This window comes from Microcoleus sp. B3-A4 (genome assembly GCF_036705385.1).
Lineage (GTDB): Bacteria > Cyanobacteriota > Cyanobacteriia > Cyanobacteriales > Microcoleaceae > Microcoleus.
Map to the genome: position 1 here is coordinate 15,437 of NZ_JAUBUI010000063.1, position 21,079 is coordinate 36,515.

Sequence of the window (21,079 nt, forward strand, 5' to 3'; positions counted from 1 at the left end):
AGAGTTGCGCCAACTTTTCCTGTACCAATTATACCTATTTTCATTTTTATTTTAGATACTTAAAGCACAATTTGAGGAGATAATATGGTACTTGTCTCTGAGTTCGCTACTTGACCGATACCTAAAAAATTACCGTCTCGATCGTAAACCTGCAAGGGATAGGGAGGTTCGGGTATTAGGTTGCTACTTTCCTCCTCCGATCCGATCGGCGTTTCGGGAATCGGGAGGCGCTGTCCTTGAAACCAGCGTTTGGTATATTCAGGGGAAAGGACGATCGTACCTAAATGTCCCAAAACCGCCGATGGCAAAATCGGGCAGAATTTATTCTCCTGCAATTGCAGTTCCAATTCTTCAAAACTGAGACTTTCCTCGATCAAAAAACCGCTACTTTCGGTGCGAGTCAAACAAGCCAAAGTAGCGCCTGCATTCAACACCGCCCCCAAATCCCGCGCGATCGCCCGAATGTAAGTACCCGCTCCGCAGGCGATCGACAAATCCAATTCAGGAAAATCCCCCGGCCGCCAATCCAATATTTCCAGCCGAAAAACCTCGACATTCCTAGCAGCAACTTCGACAGTTTCGCCTTTTCTAGCTAACTCATAAAGGCGTTTTCCTCCCACCTGCACCGCACTAAAACTCGGTGGAAACTGCTCGATTTTTCCTATAAATTTTGGCAGTGCAGCTTGCACTTTTTCCAAACTCAACTCCGGCACCGGTCGAGAATGGATAATTTCTCCTTCTAAATCGTCAGTAGCAGTAGTTAAGCCAAACCGAATCGTACCTCGGTAAGCTTTATTGTGTTGGAGATATTGCAGCAGTCTGGTTGCTTTGCCCAGGGCGATCGGCAAAACGCCAGTCACAGCAGGATCGAGCGTTCCTCCGTGTCCGACTCGTTTGAGTTTCAATAGCCGGCGCACTCGCCCCACGCAGTCGTGAGATGTCATGCCCGCAGGTTTGTTGAGATTGAGAAAACCGTCAGTAGTCATTAGGAAGAAGGAAGAAGGAAGAGGGGAGAGGGAAGAAGGAAGAAGGCAGAGGGAAGAAGGAAGAAGGAAAAAGGAATAAGAAAAGTTTTGAGAGTGCTTTCCTTCGCATCGGGAAAGCTAACGTTACTCGCAACGCAAAAGCGGTTTTGAGCTAAAAAGTTCAACCTTGAAAACTTAAAACTACAAAGTACCCGCCAGCCCAATTATCAATTCGCACTTCCCAATGCCCAATTCCCAATTCCCAATTAAAGAATAAAGTCTGCCTGACTGATTGAAGTGCGGGCAACTCCCAATAAAGTAGCGAGAGTTTCCTTGGTGTTTGTAAGCTGAATAATTGTACTCGGCGAAGTTCCTGCCCCAGCGGAAATGGTGAGTTCGCCAAAAGTAAGGCCGGCAGCCAAGCGAATTTGATCCGTACCATCAATAAAATCTGTAATCACATCCCCGTCTGCCAAACGCCCGATCGCAAACGTATCATTTCCGTCCCCGCCAGTAAGAGTATCTCTGCCTGTATCGCCCGATAAACAGTCATCGCCGATGCCACCAAACAGCGAGTCATCGCCGGCACCCCCAAAAAACGTGTCATTACCCGCGCCGCCCAACAAAGTATCGCTGTCTTGGTTCCCAAACAGGAAATCATTACCTTCGTCGCCGCTTACCGAGTCAGAACCCTTGCCACCGTAGATAGTATCGTCGCCCACGTTGCCCAAAACGCTGTCGCTGCCGGCACCGCCGTAGAGGGAATCGTTTCCCCCTAAGCCCAAAATGCTGTCAGGGCCACCCAAACCAAATATCAAGTCACCGCCCGCACCACCACTGAGGGAGTCGGGGCCGCTGGTGCCACTCCGGCCGCCAGGTGCCCCTCCGGGACTGGTACCGCTGTTTGGGGTTGGGGTTGTGATGGGAGTTCGTACAAGTGGCACTGCTGTTGGCATGATTCTGAAGATGGGTAGAAATTTGCAATTCTAACTTAACTTAAAAGCGGAAGTTATATGCTCGCCAACCGCCGAGATGAGAAATATCGATCGCATCCGCTACAGCATAAGGTTCGCACAAAAAGCCCTGCACCGTGGAGCCGTCCTCCAACACCAGCGTACCAATTCCCAGCGGCGGGGGAATTTTAGCGACAAATCCGCCGAAAGCGGAGATCGACAACTCCCAAACTTCCACCTCGATCGCGCTACCGCCCTCTATCTGACGCACCAATCCCGGCTTGCCCAGAGCAGTACCCGTCAAAGCGTACAGCTTGTAAATCGGGCTGGTACGGCAGGCGCGAACCAAAATGCCTCCCCCCTCAATTAATTGATAATTCAGCGGCTCACCGCTCAAATGAGCGCCAACTACGGCTATTTTGACTCGTTTTTCTGAGGAAGATTTGGCAGCGATGGCCGGTTCCGGGAGGGTTGGCAGCGGTAGGTCGGTTGCGCCCAAGGTTCCCCGCAAGCGATCGTGGAAAGCAGATCCCAGGCGGCAGAGCGATAAATCGTGCCACGCAGGAGCCATCAGTGTCAATCCTGCGGGCAATCCGCTGCTTTGAAACCCGCTGGGAACTGCGATCGCGCACAAATCGAGCAAATTCGCAAAGTTCGTGTAGCGCCCGAGATTGGTGTTGAGCGCGATCGGCTCGGCTGCAACTTCTGCGACAGTATAAATCGTACCTGTCGTGGGAATAGCCAAAACATCCATTGACTCCCACTGAATTTCTGCAAGCTTGCGGAGTTCTGCCAACCGGTACGACGCGCGGTAGGCCGCGACGGCATCGTAGCGTTTGCCGCCGCTGATAATTTCGTAGACGATCGGATCGATATCCTCTGGGTGCGCGTCGAGGAAATCGCCGATCGCGGCCAACCTTTCTGCTACCCAAGGCCCGCCGTAGAGCAGTTCGGCAGCATCCGCAAAGGGTTTGAAGTCAATAGGTGCGATCGTGCAGCCCAATGATTGCAAGCGCGCCAGAGCCTCTCGGTAGCGCTGTTCGGCTTCTGCATTCCCGAAAAATTCGAGTTCGCCGTCTTCAGGAACTCCCACCCGCAAGCTGGATAAATCCGGCAAAACTTTCGTTTCAGGGCGACGAGAAAACGCATCCTCAGCGTCAAAACCGCTGGCTACTTCCAGCACGGAGGCTGCATCCGCACAGGTGAGAGCGAACACAGAAACGCAATCGAGCGATCGCACCGCCGGCAGCAGGCCGCGAGTGCCGATCGAGCCGCAACTTGGCTTCAGCCCGACAATGTTGCTAAAAGCAGCGGGAACCCGCCCCGAGCCTGCGGTATCGGTACCCAGAGCAAAACTCACCAATCCGGCCGAGACTGCTGCTGCGGAACCGGAACTCGATCCGCCCGGAATGTAGCGCCGATCGAAGGGATTGCGACAAACTCCGTAAGGCGTGCGGGTTCCGACTAATCCTGTGGCAAACTGATCCATGTTTGTTTTGCCGATCGCGATCGCACCTGCCGCACACAGCCGCTCTACGACTGCGGACGATCGCGCTGGAGTGCTAGCAAACGGAGGACATCCCGCCGTAGTCGGAACGCCCGCCCAATCGAGATTATCTTTGATCGCAAAAGGTATCCCGTAGAGCGGCAATTGTTGCGGGTCTAGGTTTTCCAAGGCTTTGGCGCGTTCGAGGGTTTCCGCCAGCGGTGCTAAATAAATCCATACTGCCGGATCTGCATAGCGTTCGATCCGATCGTACACGCTCGCGATTACATCTGCGGGCGCGATCGAGCCGGTGCGGTAGCGATCGAGCAGCGAATGAATGTCGAGACTGTTGCTGTAGTTAAATTTTTCCATAATGCACCGTCAGTCGATTTTAGATTTTAGATTTTAGATTTTAGATTGAATAATTGAGTTTACAGGCTTTGCTGGGCGATCGTTCGATTTTAGATTTTAGATTTTAGATTTTAGATTGAAGAAATGACTTCAAAGGCTGTGCAAGGCGATCATTCTTACAAATAGGATGTTAGTTTACCGCATTGTCGATCGTACTTGCATCTAGTCGATGGCTCGAAGTATATCTGGAGAAATATTCAACCATGACCTTGCGGGTTTCGTCTTTGTGTGCAGGTAAACTTCGCGATTTCCAATTGCCCCGTCTCATCGCCCGGTTTAATCTTCCAAAAATTTTAATTTGACAAATTCGAGAAAAACCGTTTTTTGTAACATTTTACACATTTTCGCATCAAGTTTGCTGTTAGGGTTTGAAACGTAGCAATCTAGTAAGATTGCACGCTACAGTATGCTTACCTTTCAAAAAGCTAAGTGCATTGCTGTTACTGACAGTCTTGAATAACTCCTTGGGTTGCAAACAGGACTTATACAGACAAAAAACGAAAAATTTAACCGCTTCTAGGGTTCCGATTTGAATCAGTTTCTAACTCAGCTTAGAAAGTTCAAGTGCTGGTCCGAGAGAAGCAGACTGGTCATCCCAATATTTTATTAATTTGAGGGAAACACTAGCCAGTTACACGGCGGGATAAAAGCCCGGGAGAAACGCGATCGGTCATCAAGACTCGGTTCGTTAGCTCTCGGGCTTTATCCTTGTATATCAGGGGGGTTTGCGGAAGCTAAGGAAGCCAAAGAAGGTGCAAAAGCTCGATCGACATATTCACCTCTAACCAGCAACCAGAATCTGCTATGAATATCCGATATTACTCCCCAAAAATAACGCGATCGCCCTTATCCTACTGCGCCCTATTTTTTATCACCTTGTTTTTCGCTGTCGGCTGCGTCAACCCGGCAATTTATATCAAAACCACGACTGAAACTGAAGCAGCTTCTTCAGTAAGTGCTAACGCAGTTAGCCTCGGATTCAGCGCGTGGCCCGGCTGGTTTCCGTGGCAAATTGCCAAAGAACAAAAGATATTTGAAGCCAACAATGTTCCTGTAGATTTAAAATGGTTTGACGGCTACTTAGAATCTATCAGCACCCTCACAGCAGGACAGATAAATGCTAACAGCCAAACCCTCGGCGATACAGTAAACTCCATATCAGGCGGCGCCGACCAAGTAATTGTTTTAGTTAACGACAACTCGACGGGAAATGACAAAGTGATTGTCGCCGAAGGCATCAATTCCGTTGCCGATTTGAAAGGCAAAAAAGTTGCAGCAGAGGAAGGTACAGTCGATCACTTTCTATTGCTGTTAGGCCTGAGAAAAGCAGGTTTATCAGTGCAAGATATTCAATTTGTACCGCTGGAAACCGGCAAAGCTGCGGCGGCTTTCGTCGGAGGACAAGTCGATGCGGTGGCAGTATTTGCGCCGTTTACTACGCAGGCATTAAAACGCTCGAACAGCAAGGAACTTTTTAGTTCAAAAGATTTTCCGGGGGCGATTTCCGACCATTTGGTATTCACGCGAAAGTTTATCGGCGAACACCCCGATCGAGTGCAAGCCCTAGTCAATTCATGGTTTGCAACATTGGAATACATGAAAGCAAATAAAGAGAAATCTTACGAGATTCTAGCCAACCGCGCAGGAGTTAGCGTCGAGGAATACAAAGAATATGAAAATGGCACTAAGATATTTACGATCGAGGAAAACTTGAAAGCCTTTCAACCGGGAAATGACATGACATCATTGCAGTTTGCGGCGGCCGAAATGACTAAATTTCTCGTCGATGTAAATTTAGCAAAAACCCAACCAGATATCAGCACATTATTTGACGATCGTTTTATAAAAGCTTATGCCGAAGGTAAAAGCTAAAAGGCATAATTTAGGATTGTGCAGACACAAAAAACCGTAAAAAAAATACTTTTTATAATCCCCAAAATCTACTCCAATTACTCGACAAACCGTTCCGCAATTAAATCATGCCACCAAATCCCGATCCGCGATCGATCCAATCCCACCTCAAGCAAAAAAACCTAAATCCCACCGTTTTCTGGCGGATTGCGGAAGACATACCACAACCCCTCAATATTGGGTTAACGGTAACATCGATCGCACTGCCGCTGCTGCTGTGGTGGCTAGTAACAACCTTCGCCAACGTAGACCCCAAATTTTTGCCTTCCCCCGGCAAAGTTTTAGAGGCATTTGGTCGGCTGTGGAACACTCGCGAACTTTTGAAAGACACGGTAGCGAGTTTGTGGCGGGTGGGAGTGGGCTTTCTGTTCGCCTTGGTTTTTTCCATACCAATTGGCGTGCTGATGGGCAGCTTTCCCAGTATTCGCGCCTTGCTGGAACCCATGTTCGGCTTAATGCGATATATGCCAGCACCAGCATTCATCCCCCTATTAATTCTCTACTTGGGAATCGGCGAAGAACCCAAAATAATGCTGATATTTATCGGTGTCTTTTTCTTCAATTCGCTAATGGTGATGGATACAGTCAAGTTTGTTCCAAAAGACTTGATAGAAGCTACTTATATGTTGGGCGGAAATCGCTGGGAAATCCTCACTCAAGTTATTTTTCCCCACGTTTTGCCGGGAATTCTTGATGCAAGCCGCATCAACCTAGCTGCGGCTTGGCAATTGGTAATCGTCTCCGAATTGATTGCCGCAACCGAAGGCTTAGGCCGCCGGATCAGCGTCGCAGGTCGATTTCTCCGAACCGATGAAATTTTTGTGGGGCTGATTGTCATTGGGGCGATCGGACTGACTTTTGACTTGCTTTTTCAATACCTGCTGCGGGTTTCTTGTAAATGGTCAAGTCAGAAACAGTAAGCAGATGTTAAAAGGCAGAATGGTGTCATTTTTTTACTTACAATACAGAGGATAAACTCATGTTTCTACAAATCAACAACCTGCACAAAAATTTTGAAACCAAAAACGGTAAATTAGTTGTCCTCAAGGACATCAATATGAGCATCAAGCAAGGCGAATTTATCTGCGCGGTAGGCGCATCCGGTTCTGGCAAATCTACTCTGTTGAGGCAGATTGCGGGATTGGACAAGCCAACAACAGGGGAAGTGAAAATTGATGGGAAAGAAGTTGTTTCGCCTGGCCCGGATCGAGGTATGGTATTTCAGCATTACACTCTTTATCCTTGGATGAACGTGCAGGAAAATGCCGAGTTTGGCCTCAAACTTCAAGGCGTGTCCAAGAAAAAGCGGCGCGAACAAGCCAGCTATTATTTGAGTGTGGTAGGATTGACGCAGTTTGCTTCGTCGCTGCCGAAGGAATTGTCGGGCGGGATGAAACAGCGGGTGGCGATCGCCCGCGCCCTCGCTTCTGAACCTAAAGTGTTATTAATGGATGAACCTTTCGGCGCATTGGATATCCACACTAAAGAATCGATGCACGAATTCATGCTCGATTTGTGGCGCCGCACTCAGATTACAATCTTTATGATTACCCACGATGTCGAAGAAGCGGTGTTTCTTTCCAATCGGATTTATGCTTTGGGCGCTCGTCCCGGTACAGTGAGAAAGGAAATGTCGATTAATTTGCCCGATCGCACTCCCAGCATTAAACGCCACGCCAAATTTCACGATTACCGCGACGAACTCATGGATTTGATGCGGAAACACGGACAGGAAGCAGTTGCAATGGCTGCTTAAATAGAAATAGGTTTGTAGTTGCACTTTTTGCACCCGCGCCCACAGTACAACGGCCAACCTAAGTAAGTGGAAACTTAACATCTTGCACCATTGTCAATTACCTATTTAGGAACGGGCAAGATGCCCGTTCCACAATAAAATTGAGTTTTGTGGAACGGGCATCTTGCCCGTTCTTGAGAATGGTGCAATATCTCAGTGTAAATAAATAAATATTACTTTGGGAGAGGGCGGGTTTTGCCGCTACAAAATACTATTGTTTTATTTCGCTGACCTACCCAAATACATCAAGAGGAACTTATGGTGCAACTATCGATCGACACAAATTCACAAATTGATTCTGACCTCGTATTAATGCAAGAAACCGTACCGGGCGGCGCGTACTGGTCGGGGGTCATCAAGCGGGGAAACACCCTGCGAATCACCGATTTAGAAGGCTCTCGCGGCGTTTCCATGCTGTGCTACAACGCCGACAATGCGATCGAACGTTTCAACGCAGCAGACACCGCCAAAATTCAATTCAACGCCTTTCTCAAACAAGGCATGGTGATCTACACAGACATGGGGCGCATTTTATTTTCTATCACCCAAGACACCTCCGGCTGTCACGATTTGCTAGGAGGATGCAGCAACGCCATTAGCAATGCCAAAAAATACGGCGAAGGAGACTGGAAAAACTCCCGCGACAACTTCCTCAAAGCCCTAACTCGGTGGGGCTTGAGCAAAAAAGACATCATGCCCAACCTCAACTTATTTACTCGCATTGCCGTCAAACCAGATGGCACGATGGAGTTTCGCGAAGGCTGCGAAAAACCGGGTAGTTTTATAGATTTGCGAGCAGAAATGAACGTATTGACAATTATCTCTAACTGCCCCCACATCCTGCATCCCGGTTCAACTTACGATCCAAAACCCATCCAAATTCAGATTGTGAAAACCCCCGCACCCGCACCAGACGACTTGTGCCGCACCGCCAACCCGGAAGCCGTGCGCGGCTTCATCAACACCGATGCTTTGTTCGTGCAATAAACCCGATTCCACAACTCAACTTTGTCCGCATCAATCTGCGGTAAAAAATTCTGCAATTCCATCACAAAAAGTGAACCATGACTGCAACTACCCAACAAATTCTCGCTCCAGAAACAGCAATTTATAACGAAGTTTTACCAGCCAGACATCCCTGGTCTCGCGTCATCAAAAAAGGACAGATTCTTCGGATTGTAGATTTAGGCGGAAATCAAGCAGTAGATTTTTTAGTTTACAATGCCGATGACCCTTCCGAACGCTACAGCGCCCCCGATACGATCGTCAATCAAGGCAACATCTTTGTCACTACAAACAGCCAACTCATTTCCAACGAAGGGCGAGCCATAATGACCATAATTGCTGACTCCTGCGGGCGGCACGATACCTCCGGCGGCGCCTGTAGCTGCGAGAGCAATTCGGTGCGGTTTGGGCTAGATAAAAAATACCAGCACGCCTGTGTTGAAAATTTCCTCGCCGCAATTCTTCCCCACGGTTTAGGCAAGCGAGATTTAGTCAGCAATATCAACTTCTTTATGAATGTTCCGGTTAGCGAAGATGGCACGCTAGAAATTGTTGACGGCATCTCCGATCCGGGAAGCACAGTTGATTTGCGAGCCGAAATGAACGCGCTAGTTGCTATTTCTAACTGCCCGCAAATGAACAATCCTTGCAATGCTTACAATCCTACACCGATTCAGTTAATTATTTGGGATTCCGTGTAATCTAATATGCCCGCCGCGAGCTATTAGAATCCGCCGCGAGGGGGACGCTGGCACTATTGTTAGCGCCCTTCCCTATTGCCCCAAAAAACTTGCATGGCATTCGCAAGCTTTCCTATCTAGAAATTATCTGCGTTCATCAGCGTTCATCTCCCTTACATCTGCGGTTGACTTATCAATCAAAGATTTATACAATTACCCAAATGTTTAACAAAGTTTTGATTGCCAATCGCGGTGAAATTGCCTGCCGAATTATCCGCACGCTCGATCGCCTCGGAATTGCTTCGGTAGCAGTATATTCTGAAGCCGACGCCCGCGCCAAGCACGTTTTCGCCGCCAGCGAAGCCGTTTGTATCGGTGCAGCCGCCGCAGCCGAGAGTTATTTGCGGTTCGATCGCATTCTCGAAGTTGCGCGCCAAACAAAAGCTCAAGCTATCCATCCGGGTTACGGCTTTTTGAGCGAAAATGCTGAATTTGCCGAAGCTTGTGCAAGCGAAAGTATTGCATTTATCGGCCCGACTCCGAGTCAGTTGCGCTGCTTTGGATTAAAGCACACCGCACGGGAAATAGCCGCTGCAAATCAAGTGCCGCTAACTCCCGGAAGCGAACTTTTAGCAAGTTTGGAGGATGCCCAAAAAGCGGCTGGGGCGATCGGCTATCCGGTGATGCTCAAAAGTACCGCAGGCGGCGGCGGCATCGGTTTGCAGGCTTGTTTTGGCGATCGAGATTTAGCAGAAGCATTTGAAAAAGTACAGCGTTTGAGTCAAAGCAATTTTAAACAAAGCGGCGTTTTTTTAGAGAAATACATTCAAACAGCCAGACACATAGAAGTCCAAATCTTTGGAGATGGCAAAGGAAATGTCATAGCCTTGGGCGAGCGAGATTGTTCGGTGCAGCGGCGCAATCAAAAAGTAATTGAAGAAACTCCCGCCCCTGCTATTAGCGACGAACAGCGAAATCAGTTGTACGGTGCAGCCGTGCGGTTGGGAAAAGCCGTAAATTACCAGTCAGCGGGTACTGTTGAATTTGTATTTGATGTCGATGCCAAACAATTTTATTTTTTGGAAGTCAACACGCGCCTGCAAGTTGAACACGGCGTTACTGAAGTTGTCAACAACATCGACCTCGTTGAGTGGATGATAAAACAGGCTTCAGGAGATTTGTTCCCCCTGGAAGAGTACCGCTATCAACCGCAGGGACACTCAATTGAGGTGCGAATTTATGCAGAAGATGCCGGCAAGAATTTTCAGCCGAGTTCCGGGTTGCTGAATAAAGTTGCGTTTCCAGAAAACGTCCGCTGCGACAGTTGGATAGAAACCGGCACGGAGGTTACTCCTTTTTACGATCCGCTGCTAGCCAAAGTAATCGTTTGCGGGGATAATCGAACCCAGGCGATCGCTCAACTCAAAGCTGCTTTAGATGCCAGTGAAATAGCGGGAATTGAAACTAATTTAGATTACCTCCGCCAGATTTTAGACGATTCCCGATTCAACCGGGGCGAACAGAGCACGCGCTTTTTAAACTCTTTTGAATACGCACCTTTAACGATCGATGTATTGGATGGGGGAACCTACAGCAGCATTCAAGATTATCCGGGGCGGATTGGCTATTGGGATGTGGGCGTGCCGCCTTCTGGGCCGATGGATCATCTGGCATTTCGATCGGCAAATCGTTTAGTAGGAAATCCCGAATCGACAGCAGGATTGGAATTCACAGCAACAGGCCCAACTCTGCGCTTTAATGCCGATACAGTTATTAGTTTAACTGGTGCAATTATGAAGGGAACGCTAAACGGCGAATCGGTGCCGTTTTGGACAGCAATTCCCGTTAAAGCTGGCAGCATTCTCAAGTTAAAAGCCATTCAAGGCGGCGGCTACCGCACTTATTTAGCGGTAAAGCACGGTTTTAATGTCCCCGATTATTTGGGCAGCAAATCAACTTTTGTACTGGGCAAATTTGGCGGACACGCGGGCCGCACGCTGCGTCCGGGAGATGTGCTTAAACTGCTTCAAACTGCAACTCTGGAAGCGGAAATATCTTTGCCTCCGGAACTAATTCCCACCTACAGTAATAATTGGGAAATCGGCGTTTTGTACGGGCCTCACGGCGCGCCGGATTTCTTTACTGAGTCAGACATCGAAATGTTTTTCTCCACAGAATGGCAGGTGCATTACAACTCGACGCGGACGGGCATTCGGCTGATCGGCCCGAAGCCCACCTGGGCGCGTCAAGACGGAGGAGAAGCGGGTTTGCACCCGTCTAACATTCACGATAATGCTTACGCGATCGGCACGATCGATTTTACGGGCGATATGCCTGTAATTCTCGGTCTTGACGGCCCGAGTTTGGGAGGTTTTGTCTGTCCTGCTACTATTGTGCAGTCGGAATTGTGGAAAATCGGGCAACTGAAACCGGGGGACAGCATTCGCTTTCACTGTTTGAGTTTTGCTGAAGCTTTGCAGCGGGAATTAGCACAAAATAGGCAAATTGCTACTTTTTGCTTGCCTGTTTTTGGGGAAAATACGGAGGAATTGCCCGCCGTTTCCGCTTCTCCAATTTTGCACGAAATTCCCGAATCTCCCGGACAGGTTGCTGTTACTTACCGTCAAGCTGGGGATAAATATATTCTAGTTGAATACGGCCCGTTGGTGCTGGATTTAAACTTGCGTTTTCGGGCGCACGCATTGATGGAACAGTTAAAAGCAAATCCGTTGCCTGGTGTTATCGAATTAGTGCCGGGAATGCGATCGCTCCAAATTCACTTTGAGGGGCGCCAGATTTCGCAACAGCACCTAATGCAGGCGCTGATTGCGGCGGAGGCGGAACTTCCGGCGATCGAGGATTTGGAAGTGCCGGCGCGAATTGTGCACTTGCCTTTATCTTGGGAAGATGAATCGACGCTGTTGGCAATTGAAAAATATATGCAGTCTGTGCGATCGGATGCACCTTGGTGTCCCAGCAATATTGAGTTTATTCGCCGCATAAACGGACTTGACAGCATCGAACAAGTCAGAGAAATTGTATTTAATGCTAGCTATTTAGTGATGGGTTTGGGAGACGTTTATTTAGGCGCGCCCGTCGCAACTCCCCTCGATCCGCGCCACCGTTTGGTTACAACTAAATACAATCCCGCCCGCACTTGGACTCCTGAAAATGCAGTTGGCATTGGCGGCGCGTATTTGTGCGTTTACGGCATGGAAGGGCCCGGAGGTTATCAATTTGTCGGCCGCACGGTGCAAATGTGGAATCGGTTCAAACAAACGGCGGATTTCCAGTCTGGTAAACCTTGGCTTTTGCGCTTTTTTGACCAAATCCGATTTTATCCGGTTTCTCATGAGGAATTGCACCGCTGTCGGGAAGCATTTATCGAAGGGAAGTTTAAATTAAAGGTTGAGGAAATCACTTTTAATTTGAGAGAATACAATGAGTTTTTGCATTCTATTGCTAACAGTGCGGCTGAATTTAAAGCGCAGCAGCAGGCCGCATTTAATGCAGAGCGCGATCGCTGGGCCGCATCCGGGGAATTTGAAGCTGAATCAGCAGCAGAAGCCCCGGCGGATGTGGGTTCTGAAACAGCGGCGGAGGTTACTTTGCCGATCGGCTGTGAGGCAGTTATCGCTCACGTTTCTGCCAATGTTTGGCAGGTGCTGGTTAATGTTGGAGATGCGGTTGCAGAGGGCGATCGCCTGTTAATTTTGGAAGCGATGAAAATGGAAATTGCTATTACTGCTGATGTTGCGGGCACTGTTGCCGAGTTGTTTTGTGAAAAGGGGCAAACGGTGACAGCCGGACAAATTCTAGCGGCTGTTCAACCGAATTAATCCCTCTGTTGTCACTTCGGGGACAGTAGAAGCCGTTGGATAATTGCGGGATGATTTTGATTGTTTTGTGGGATGGGATATCGTAACCAGTCCGGTGTATTTTCACTGAAGGCGGGACACTCCACAAGAATCATCATCAAATTGTGCAACCCCGGCTCATTTAATGAAGGTTTAGCAGCAGTTAGGGCTTCAAAAGGGTGGGGATATATCAATCAAGCAGGCCAGTGGGCGATCGCCCCGCAATTTTCGGCGGCGAGCAGTTTTTCGGAATGCTTTAACCGCTGTCAAGCGCGATAGCAAATCTGGCTTCATCAATCAAGCTGGAAAGCTGGTCATTTAGCAGGTTCGATGCTCTGTTTAGGCTTTAAATTTGTTTAAATCTCGTTAACTTAACTCCAGCAGCCCAGAAGAGAGCGGCAAACCATCCTGAAATACCAGCAATTCTCCCGGCTGAATTTGCGTCCAAACTTCGTTATCAGTCAGCGGAAAAGTGGCAATAACAGCCACGCGATCGTCCTCGTTGGTCAATTCCCGAAAATCGACTGTTACATCTTCGTCGATCGAGTGAGCGCTAGCAAAAGGTGCTTGTCGCACAATATAATGCAGATTAGTAGAACAGTGGGTGAACAAGTGTTCTCCATCGGAAAGTAAATAATTAAAAATTCCGTGTTTTGCCAAACTTTTAGTAATTTCCTCCAGTACCGGGTAAATTTCCGCTACAGGAGGCTTACTTTGAGGAAAAGTGGAGCGCAGCTTTTCTAATATCAAACAGAATGCTTTTTCGCTGTCAGTTTTGCCAACCGGTTTGTAAACTCCGGCACATTCTGGATAAAAGTTTTCGAGATTTCCGTTGTGAGCAAACACCCAATAACGTCCCCAAAGTTCCCGAATAAAAGGGTGGCAGTTTTCTAGAGCAATTGCGCCTTGGGTAGCTTTGCGGATGTGAGCAATGACGTTAGTTGAATGAATGGGATAGCGGCGCACTACTTCTGCAACCGGAGAAGCAATCGCAGGTTTAGAGTCTATAAAAAGGCGACATCCCAAACCTTCAAAGAAAGCAATTCCCCAACCGTCTTGATGAACGTCCGTTTTGCCCCCCCTTGCAGAAAAACCCTCAAAAGAAAAGCAAATATCTGTCGGAACATTGCAGTTCATTCCCAGTAATTGGCACATAGCTTTTAAGTCTCTGGAGTGTGGATCGATCGCGCAGCTATTGGCAGCTACAGATTTGCGGTGATAATATTATAGTATTAAGGGGTTCAATAAGTTAAATATACTTAATATTTTTGCTGGGTCAACGGTAATGATACTGAAGCCAAAAACTTGGCGATCGCTAAAAAAATCGCTCGTGTTTCCCTGCGAACGATGTTAACCGATAAATCGCTGTACACTTTTTCCCGTGTAGACAGCGAGTATAAAATGTTAGCCGAGATCCGGGAAGGAATTGATATGACTTTGATGGTTTGGCAGCACCGTTTGAAGGCATATAACAATCAGCCGGCCATTCACATCATCAAAAATTCTGGAAAGATTAGTTTGCTTAAATGCTCTTGGGAATGAATCTGGTGTTTATGAAGGGTGCTGGAAAAGACGATATATACTGTATAAAAAGCTAAGCACTGGTGTATTTTGGTTTCGATTATATCCGCCCCCACATCATTAATATTACTACTTAACTATCGGAGCGATAGCGAGAAGTTGTGATGAAAATTAAAGGCACTGGCACAGGAATGTCTGAGGAAATAATATCGCAGATTTTTAATTTTTCCTTCATTACAAAATCTGTTAAAAAAAAACGGGAACCGGATAGTCAATCAGGCGTCACATAGGTGAAGAAACCGAGGACGGCACTTTGACTTGTTCGTCGGTTTTGGGAGAAGGAATGGAATTTACGATCGCCCTTCATCTCGAATAGTGCGTCCAGCGTAGCTACTCCGTAGGAAATCACGCTTTTTCTCACTTCTTTGGCTTCTTGCTCACAAAGTATAACTAACATGAAAAATCATAAGTGCGATCGAGAAATTTGGAAAATCCTTAGCAGCTTAATACTAGGATTCGGATTGCAGGCATTATTCAGCATTCCAGCCTTAGCAGAAACGACTGATCCTGAAACAACAGCAAATAGTGCAAATTCAGAAGATCCAGTTAATGAATGGTATCAATTACCCGCACCGACAAATAATCTAGCGGATAATTTCGATCGTAATCCCGATCGCAAATTAGTCGAAAAAGCTGACAATGTAGAGGAAACTTCACCGATAAACCCCACATCGGAGCCATCCGTACCTATCGCGAGTGAGATAGAAACTCACGTATCCGAAGCCAGCGAAACGCAGCCCGCCCCAATACCCGCATTAGTTGAAGAAAATAAATTAGAAAATCCCCCATTAGTTTACCCTGGTGACAACTCACTAGGACAAGTTACATCAGTTTCCCAACTCAGCGACGTACAGCCCACAGACTGGGCATTTCAAGCACTGCAATCCTTAGTAGAAAGATACGGCTGCATAGCTGGATACCCCGACGGAACCTATCGCGGAAACCGCGCTATAACGCGCTATGAATTTGCAGCCGGAGTCAATGCTTGTTTAGATAAAATCCGCGAGTCCATCGCCAAATCAACTGAAAGTCTAGCTAAGCGAGACGACTTAATAAAACTGCAAAAATTGCAAGAAGAATTTGCCGCAGAAATTGCCACAATCCGAGGCAGAGTGGATGTGCTAGAAGCGCGAACTAGCGAACTAGAAGCCAATCAGTTTTCGACCACAACTAAACTGTCGGGATTCACAATTTTTGGAATACAAGGGCGCACGCCGAACCGTGCGGATCGGACTCCCAGAGACGGCAAAAGGGATACCGAAGACCCCGGTACAAATGTCAACTCGATCAACTTCACTCAATTATATTTAACCACTCAATTTAGTCCTCGCAGTAACTTATTAATCGGTTTGTACAACCAGAAAGGCACCAATTCACCACAATTAACCGAAGACGTAAACGTTGCTTATAATTTAGGAGAAACTCCTGGATTGACTATCAGCGACCTCAACTACCGCTTTCTTGCCAGCGACAAATTGGCAGTGTTTGCAGGGACCGCAGGAGTTAACATGATTACCGCTTTTCGAGGGCCGAATCGGGCCGAAAGTGCAGCTTCCGGCCCCCTTTCTGCGTTCGCCCAAAGAAACCCAATTTTGAACACTGGTTTGGGTTTAGGCGGCATCGGCATTGACTGGCAATTTGCGAAGCGAGCCAGTTTGCAAGCAGTTTATTCAACTAACATTTCTGGGTTTTTTGTCAGTTCTAACGGGCCTAGAGGACACAATACATTGGGTGTACAACTAACTCTGACACCAGCAGATCCAGTTGATTTTACGATTTATTATGTTAACGATTATTCGCCCAACGGTAATCTGATTAGTTTGGCAGGGGATAGCCAATTAACTGCCATCAATCCTAACACAAATAAGTCCGATTCTCTGGAAACAAATGCAGTGGGAGCAAGTTTAAATTGGCGCCTTTCATCGCGAGTTTCTCTGGGAGGTTGGGCTGGTTATACTAATTCTCGCATTCCTGGTAAATCTGGGACCGTAGCAACTACAAATTATATGGTTTTTGTAAATTTCCCAGATTTGTTTAAAGCCGGAAATTTAGGAGGAATTTATATCGGGCAACCGCCTAAAATTGTCAGCAGCAATTTACCTACAGGCAATAACGTTCCTGATTTTTTAGATACGGGTTTAGGGCGATCGGGCGGGCAGCCCGGAACGACTACTCATGTAGAGGTATTCTACCGTTGGCAGGTGAATGATAATATCAGCGTCACCCCTGGATTGATCTTGATTTTTCAACCCGGTCACACTCCTGATAGCGACCCGATCTCAGTTGGTGTATTGAGAACTTCATTCTCCTTTTAAGAGTTTAATCCTGTGGGGCCGGGTTTAGTCGATCGCGAATTGCAAACAATTTTGGTTAACTCGGCCCGGAGGAACGGCCCACAAGAAAATTTAATTTTGTGGAACAGGGATCCTGCCTGTTAAGCGAGAAAGGCGTTCTTCCGTCAGCAGACAGTGATTAAAACCCCAGCGGGATTTCCTAAGATTTTTTCTCAGTAAAAACCCGCTATCTTTACTGAAACTTTATATTGAGTAGTAATTTCCCCGTTTTTATCTTTTTTTCCTACATACAAATACCTAATTATTAAGTTTAAAAAAATACGCATAAACACGCTTGAACTATAATTTTTCCTAACTTAATCTATTATTAGGAGCATTACTAATAGTTCATTAAGTTTAGGTTTAGATAAATATGATTAAATCAACGGGCTATCTTGGGTTTCTCAGCTTTGCTGTAATTTCTGCTATGACTGCCTATCCGTGTCAGGCACAAACCACTGTCAAATCGCAGACAAATGTAAATGAAACACAGGAGATTACAATTACCGAGTCACCAAATCTTGCTAACACTTCTGCCAGCCCTCTCTGGAAAAATCCTAACATTTCTAAATCTTTTACAGTCTCAGAATTGAATAGCACATCTCTTAACTCTCGTCCTTCTATAACAACTCCTCAAAATAAATCTGCACGCACAAATCCATTAGGATGTCGATTTTTTGATACTCCTTCAATGCAGCAATAAATGTTTCTGCATCTCTTGATAAATAAAATATCATAGCTGAATAGAGGGCGATCGTTTTTTAGGATCGCCCTCTATTTGCGCGATAGCACTTCCTAAGAATATTATATGTAGAAAAAAAGATTGATGAAATTAACTCTAGTACAGCTCGGCGTAAGTATACAGACTATATTTGTGGTAGAATAACGTATAGCGTTTCTCAGAAAGATGAGGTAAGCCGAGGTATGCTGCAAAGGTGGCAGGAGCGAGATTTTTAGGTAAAGATTAGTCCGCAAACCAAGCGTGACCAAGGCTAGAGTTAGTTGAGACCTGTTTCGGTCGGCGATGGAGGAGTAATATATGGCCTTATTAATGCCTAAAATATTAAATTTAAGCGATGGCGAGCGTCATGAACTTCAGAAGTTGATCGACAAACACAAAACGCCGCAACAAATCGTGCTACGAGCCAAAATCATTATCATGGCATCTGATGGTCAAAACCATCGTGAAATAAGCCGAAGCCTAGAGATTAATCGGCAGATGGCTCGTTTATGGCGAAACCGATGGTTGGAGAGCGAGGGAAAAGAGTTATCGATTTTACAAAGATTACAAGATCGAGAGCGTGTTGGCGCACCGGCAAAATTTAGCATGGAACAAGTAACAGAGTTATTTGCAATGGCCTGTTGCTCACCGTCAGATTATGGACGACCAATAAGTCACTGGACTGCCAGAGAACTGGCGGTGGAAATAATGAAACAAGGCATTATTGAAACTATATCCGTCCGCCATGTTGGTAGATTATTAAAAGAAGCAGAACTGCAACCACACGCCTCCCGCTACTGGTTAACCCCCCCCTGTGGATGAAGAATTTGATGCCAAAGTCAAAGATATTAGCGACTTATATCTGACTGCGATTGAACGCGCTCAACAAGGAGAACACACAATATCGATTGATGAAATGACAGGGATTCAAGCTATTGAACGTCGGGAAAAAGACTTGGCAATGAGACCCGGTAAAGTTGTCAGAAGAGAGTTTGAATATATTCGTCATGGTACGCAGAGCTTGATAGCAAATTTCAACATTGCCAAGGGTAAGATTATTAAACCAACTTGTGGAGATTCGAGAAGAGAGTCCGATTTTTTACTGAATATTCGTCACCTCATTGAAACTGATCCGGCTGCCCAAAAATGGCATCTAATTATGGATGGTCTGAATACTCACCAATCTGAATCACTGGTGCGTTTGGTTGCCGAAAAAGAAGGCTTAGATATCGACCTCGGTATTAAGGGAAAAAGCGGCATACTTCAATCCATGAAATCCCGCGCTGTTTTTTTAAGTGACCCAACACATCAAATTGTTTTCCATTACACACCCAAACATTCTTCGTGGCTTAATCAAATAGAGATTTGGTTCAGCATTTTGGTGCGGAAATTACTAAAAAGAGCAAGTTTCACCAGTCAGTACGATCTGAAAAATCGCATCCTCAATTTTATTAACTACTTTAATCAAACAATGGCAAAACCTTTTAAGTGGACATATAAGGGTAAAGTCTTGGCTGTTTAATAGTCTGTGTATTTACGCCGAGCTGTACTAGTTTAAATATTACCGGGGAAAGTCTGAAAGTTGTTTAATATCCTTCAAAACTATTTGAGGCTTCCCTTTGTACTGTTCTACCTTTCCACTGACATACACATATCCCCGTCCCAGACCCGCATAACGCTTCTCGATTAGCCGCTTCAAGGGAGCCCTTTCATCCGTTTCAGCATCTGGTATCCACAAATCTAATTTATGATACACTGAACCCGCATAAATTAGAGCACTCCCGCCGATCCATTTAGTAATTCCCGCCTGCAAATCGCAGAAAATAGTAAGAGATTTAGCTTTCTCAGAAGCAGCTAATATTTTCGGGTAGTGCAACCTCAAAGAAAGCGCTCCTGCCGTTGCTTCTGACAACCGAAACTCTTCAACAATCGAGCCTCGCATCGACCACCAAGGAAGTAAATTAGCATAGTTGCGAGAGGGAATTTTGGCATTGGTAATCGGATTCCAAATCACCAGATTGTAAGCTTTTGCTGCCGATTCTGCCTGAGTCATTTGTCGGTGATATAATCTGGAGCGCCCGTATTTGACGAAGTAGGGACTCCAGCCTTCTTCAATCAGTTTAATATTGTAATTTTCTCCGTCTTTATGTACGTAACAGAGAAGACGCCCGTAGTTGTCGCGGTGTTTTTGTAGAGCCACTTCAACCGCATCGTCTGTATCAAATTCTATGTCAATTTGAGCAAGTCCGCCATCTGCTGTCGCGAAGTATTTTTTAGCCATTTCCGTACCTGCTTTCCCCGCCGCAGTTACAGGTTTGGAGCCTCCCGGATGACTTTCTTCTGTATCGACGCAAATCAGCCGCAGAGACTCGGTTTTGCCGTTGAGAGAAATTTTGATGCTGTCGCCATCAACTACTTTAGTTATTTGCAGGCTCGGAATTCTGGTTGCCATATTTTCAACCCTGTTGCACTTGAGATTTCATGCAGGTATCGGTTGAATCATACACGAGTTCGCTATCAATAGCAACTGTAATTTTTGTTGTTTGTATTAATATTTGTCAACGGTGGCGTATTTTATCAAATCGGGGAAAAAATCTCGAAAATCTGATTCTAATTGCTGATAGTTAGCTGTCAAATCTTCTAGGCCGCTTGCCAAGTTATTTGTCCTTTTGAGTCGCGCCGACATTCTTGTAAGAGTGATGCCGATTTCGGCAATTTCCTGATAAGATGAAAGCAAGTCGCGGGCAATTATTGTGGGCAGCAACCGCTGGAGAGATTCAGGCAATATATCGCGGTTGTCTTGCAGGATTTTATAGACATGGCGAGAAAAATCGCGGAGGGGAATTTCTGAATATTCCAGCCAATTTTTAGCCAAGAAGTGGTCGTAAAACACGTCTATCAAGACTCCAGCAAACCTGCGTCTCTGGGAAGAAACAAGGCTTTTACTCGATCGCACTATTGGGTGAGAGTCCGTGTAGCTATCTACTTTGCGGTGCAAATCGATGCCCTTTCTAATTTCCTCGGGATAAAGGTTGACTGCCGAACCTTTCACGAAATCTCCTAAGAGGTTGCCAATCAGGGATTCTGGTGTGCCTTTTGATAAGAATAGATGAGCCAAATAATTCATTGCTACAGTAAAAATATCTAACATAGCATAAGGAGAAAGAATAATGGCTCTTCTGGAATGTGTAAAACCGGGTGCTAAACTCGGTCAAATTATTCTTGCCGTCGATGAATCTTGGATAAAAAAAGGTAAGGATTCAGGTAAAAAATAGTTCATTCAGAGCGGAGAAATATGGTAGTGTAGTCAGATGAGCGAAAAATCAGAGTTATTAGCACTGAAAAGGGAAATAGTTGACCAGTTGAGCCGTGAGGAACTGA

At 46.4% G+C, this 21,079-nt stretch carries 19 protein-coding genes and 1 riboswitch; of the genes, 12 read left to right on the forward strand and 7 right to left on the reverse strand.

All coding sequences use genetic code 11. The features are described 5' to 3' along the window. Positions 1 to 59 precede the first annotated feature (59 nt). The 3 genes from truB to atzF form a co-directional block, all read right to left on the reverse strand. A complete protein-coding gene (gene truB / locus QUB33_RS21445; protein WP_333353915.1) occupies positions 60 to 986 on the reverse strand; it encodes a tRNA pseudouridine(55) synthase TruB in 927 nt (308 codons plus the stop codon). A gap of 245 nt (positions 987 to 1,231) precedes the next feature. Continuing rightward, positions 1,232 to 1,921: a calcium-binding protein gene (locus QUB33_RS21450; protein ID WP_333353920.1), complete on the reverse strand. Its 690-nt coding sequence runs from the start codon at positions 1,919 to 1,921 to the stop codon at positions 1,232 to 1,234. A gap of 40 nt (positions 1,922 to 1,961) precedes the next feature. After that, positions 1,962 to 3,776 carry an allophanate hydrolase gene (gene atzF / locus QUB33_RS21455; RefSeq protein WP_333353923.1) on the reverse strand — a complete coding sequence of 605 codons (1,815 nt, stop codon included), beginning with the start codon at positions 3,774 to 3,776 and terminating at the stop codon, positions 1,962 to 1,964. A 544-nt stretch (positions 3,777 to 4,320) separates the two neighbouring features. Continuing rightward, a riboswitch (guanidine-I (ykkC/yxkD leader) is annotated at positions 4,321 to 4,475 on the forward strand. Between the two features lie 144 nt (positions 4,476 to 4,619). On the opposite strand from atzF, the gene QUB33_RS21460 reads away from it, so the two are divergent. The 7 genes from QUB33_RS21460 (at position 4,620) to QUB33_RS21490 (ending at position 13,342) form a co-directional block, all read left to right on the forward strand. Continuing rightward, positions 4,620 to 5,687, forward strand: a complete 1,068-nt coding sequence (locus QUB33_RS21460; protein ID WP_333353927.1) for an ABC transporter substrate-binding protein — start codon at positions 4,620 to 4,622, stop codon at positions 5,685 to 5,687. Between the two features lie 107 nt (positions 5,688 to 5,794). Continuing rightward, entirely contained in the window at positions 5,795 to 6,646 is an 852-nt protein-coding gene (locus QUB33_RS21465; protein WP_333353930.1) for an ABC transporter permease, read from the forward strand. Positions 6,647 to 6,705: 59 nt separating this feature from the next. Next, positions 6,706 to 7,482, forward strand: a complete 777-nt coding sequence (locus QUB33_RS21470) for an ABC transporter ATP-binding protein (protein ID WP_006630934.1) — start codon at positions 6,706 to 6,708, stop codon at positions 7,480 to 7,482. Between the two features lie 297 nt (positions 7,483 to 7,779). Beyond that, the gene (locus tag QUB33_RS21475; protein ID WP_333353933.1) at positions 7,780 to 8,508 is read left to right on the forward strand and encodes an urea amidolyase associated protein UAAP1; all 729 of its coding nucleotides are present in this window, start codon (positions 7,780 to 7,782) and stop codon (positions 8,506 to 8,508) included. Positions 8,509 to 8,585: 77 nt separating this feature from the next. Beyond that, entirely contained in the window at positions 8,586 to 9,227 is a 642-nt protein-coding gene (locus tag QUB33_RS21480) for an urea amidolyase associated protein UAAP2 (protein WP_333353936.1), read from the forward strand. A 200-nt stretch (positions 9,228 to 9,427) separates the two neighbouring features. Further along, entirely contained in the window at positions 9,428 to 13,045 is a 3,618-nt protein-coding gene (gene uca / locus QUB33_RS21485; protein WP_333353939.1) for an urea carboxylase, read from the forward strand. A gap of 72 nt (positions 13,046 to 13,117) precedes the next feature. Beyond that, entirely contained in the window at positions 13,118 to 13,342 is a 225-nt protein-coding gene (locus QUB33_RS21490; protein WP_333353943.1) for a WG repeat-containing protein, read from the forward strand. An 87-nt stretch (positions 13,343 to 13,429) separates the two neighbouring features. Here the strand turns inward: QUB33_RS21490 and QUB33_RS21495 are convergent, their stop codons facing one another. Next, a complete protein-coding gene (locus QUB33_RS21495) occupies positions 13,430 to 14,218 on the reverse strand; it encodes a class II glutamine amidotransferase (protein ID WP_333353945.1) in 789 nt (262 codons plus the stop codon). A 192-nt stretch (positions 14,219 to 14,410) separates the two neighbouring features. Between QUB33_RS21495 and QUB33_RS21500 the strand changes: the two genes are divergently transcribed. Further along, positions 14,411 to 14,605 (forward strand): hypothetical protein, encoded by a 195-nt coding sequence (locus QUB33_RS21500; protein WP_333353948.1) that lies wholly within the window; start codon positions 14,411 to 14,413, stop codon positions 14,603 to 14,605. A gap of 250 nt (positions 14,606 to 14,855) precedes the next feature. On the opposite strand, the gene QUB33_RS21505 is transcribed toward QUB33_RS21500, so the two are convergent. After that, positions 14,856 to 15,041 carry a hypothetical protein gene (locus QUB33_RS21505; RefSeq protein WP_333353951.1) on the reverse strand — a complete coding sequence of 62 codons (186 nt, stop codon included), beginning with the start codon at positions 15,039 to 15,041 and terminating at the stop codon, positions 14,856 to 14,858. Between QUB33_RS21505 and QUB33_RS21510 the strand changes: the two genes are divergently transcribed. The 4 genes from QUB33_RS21510 to QUB33_RS21525 all read left to right on the forward strand — a co-directional run bounded on the left by QUB33_RS21510 (position 15,040) and on the right by QUB33_RS21525 (position 19,220). Continuing rightward, positions 15,040 to 16,959 (forward strand): iron uptake porin, encoded by a 1,920-nt coding sequence (locus QUB33_RS21510; protein ID WP_333353954.1) that lies wholly within the window; start codon positions 15,040 to 15,042, stop codon positions 16,957 to 16,959. The genes QUB33_RS21505 and QUB33_RS21510 overlap by 2 nt on opposite strands. Positions 16,960 to 17,350: 391 nt before the next feature. Next, positions 17,351 to 17,680, forward strand: coding sequence for a hypothetical protein (locus QUB33_RS21515; protein ID WP_333353957.1), 330 nt, complete (start codon positions 17,351 to 17,353; stop codon positions 17,678 to 17,680). 336 nt (positions 17,681 to 18,016) lie between these two features. After that, positions 18,017 to 18,520 carry a helix-turn-helix domain-containing protein gene (locus tag QUB33_RS21520; protein WP_333353960.1) on the forward strand — a complete coding sequence of 168 codons (504 nt, stop codon included), beginning with the start codon at positions 18,017 to 18,019 and terminating at the stop codon, positions 18,518 to 18,520. Continuing rightward, entirely contained in the window at positions 18,513 to 19,220 is a 708-nt protein-coding gene (locus tag QUB33_RS21525) for a transposase (protein ID WP_333353963.1), read from the forward strand. Before QUB33_RS21520 ends, QUB33_RS21525 begins: the two co-directional genes overlap by 8 nt. Before the next feature lie 39 nt (positions 19,221 to 19,259). Here the strand turns inward: QUB33_RS21525 and QUB33_RS21530 are convergent, their stop codons facing one another. After that, a complete protein-coding gene (locus tag QUB33_RS21530; protein ID WP_333353966.1) occupies positions 19,260 to 20,150 on the reverse strand; it encodes a thermonuclease family protein in 891 nt (296 codons plus the stop codon). Positions 20,151 to 20,246: 96 nt separating this feature from the next. Continuing rightward, a complete protein-coding gene (locus QUB33_RS21535) occupies positions 20,247 to 20,849 on the reverse strand; it encodes an ACP phosphodiesterase (protein WP_333353969.1) in 603 nt (200 codons plus the stop codon). Between the last annotated feature and the right edge of the window lie 230 nt (positions 20,850 to 21,079).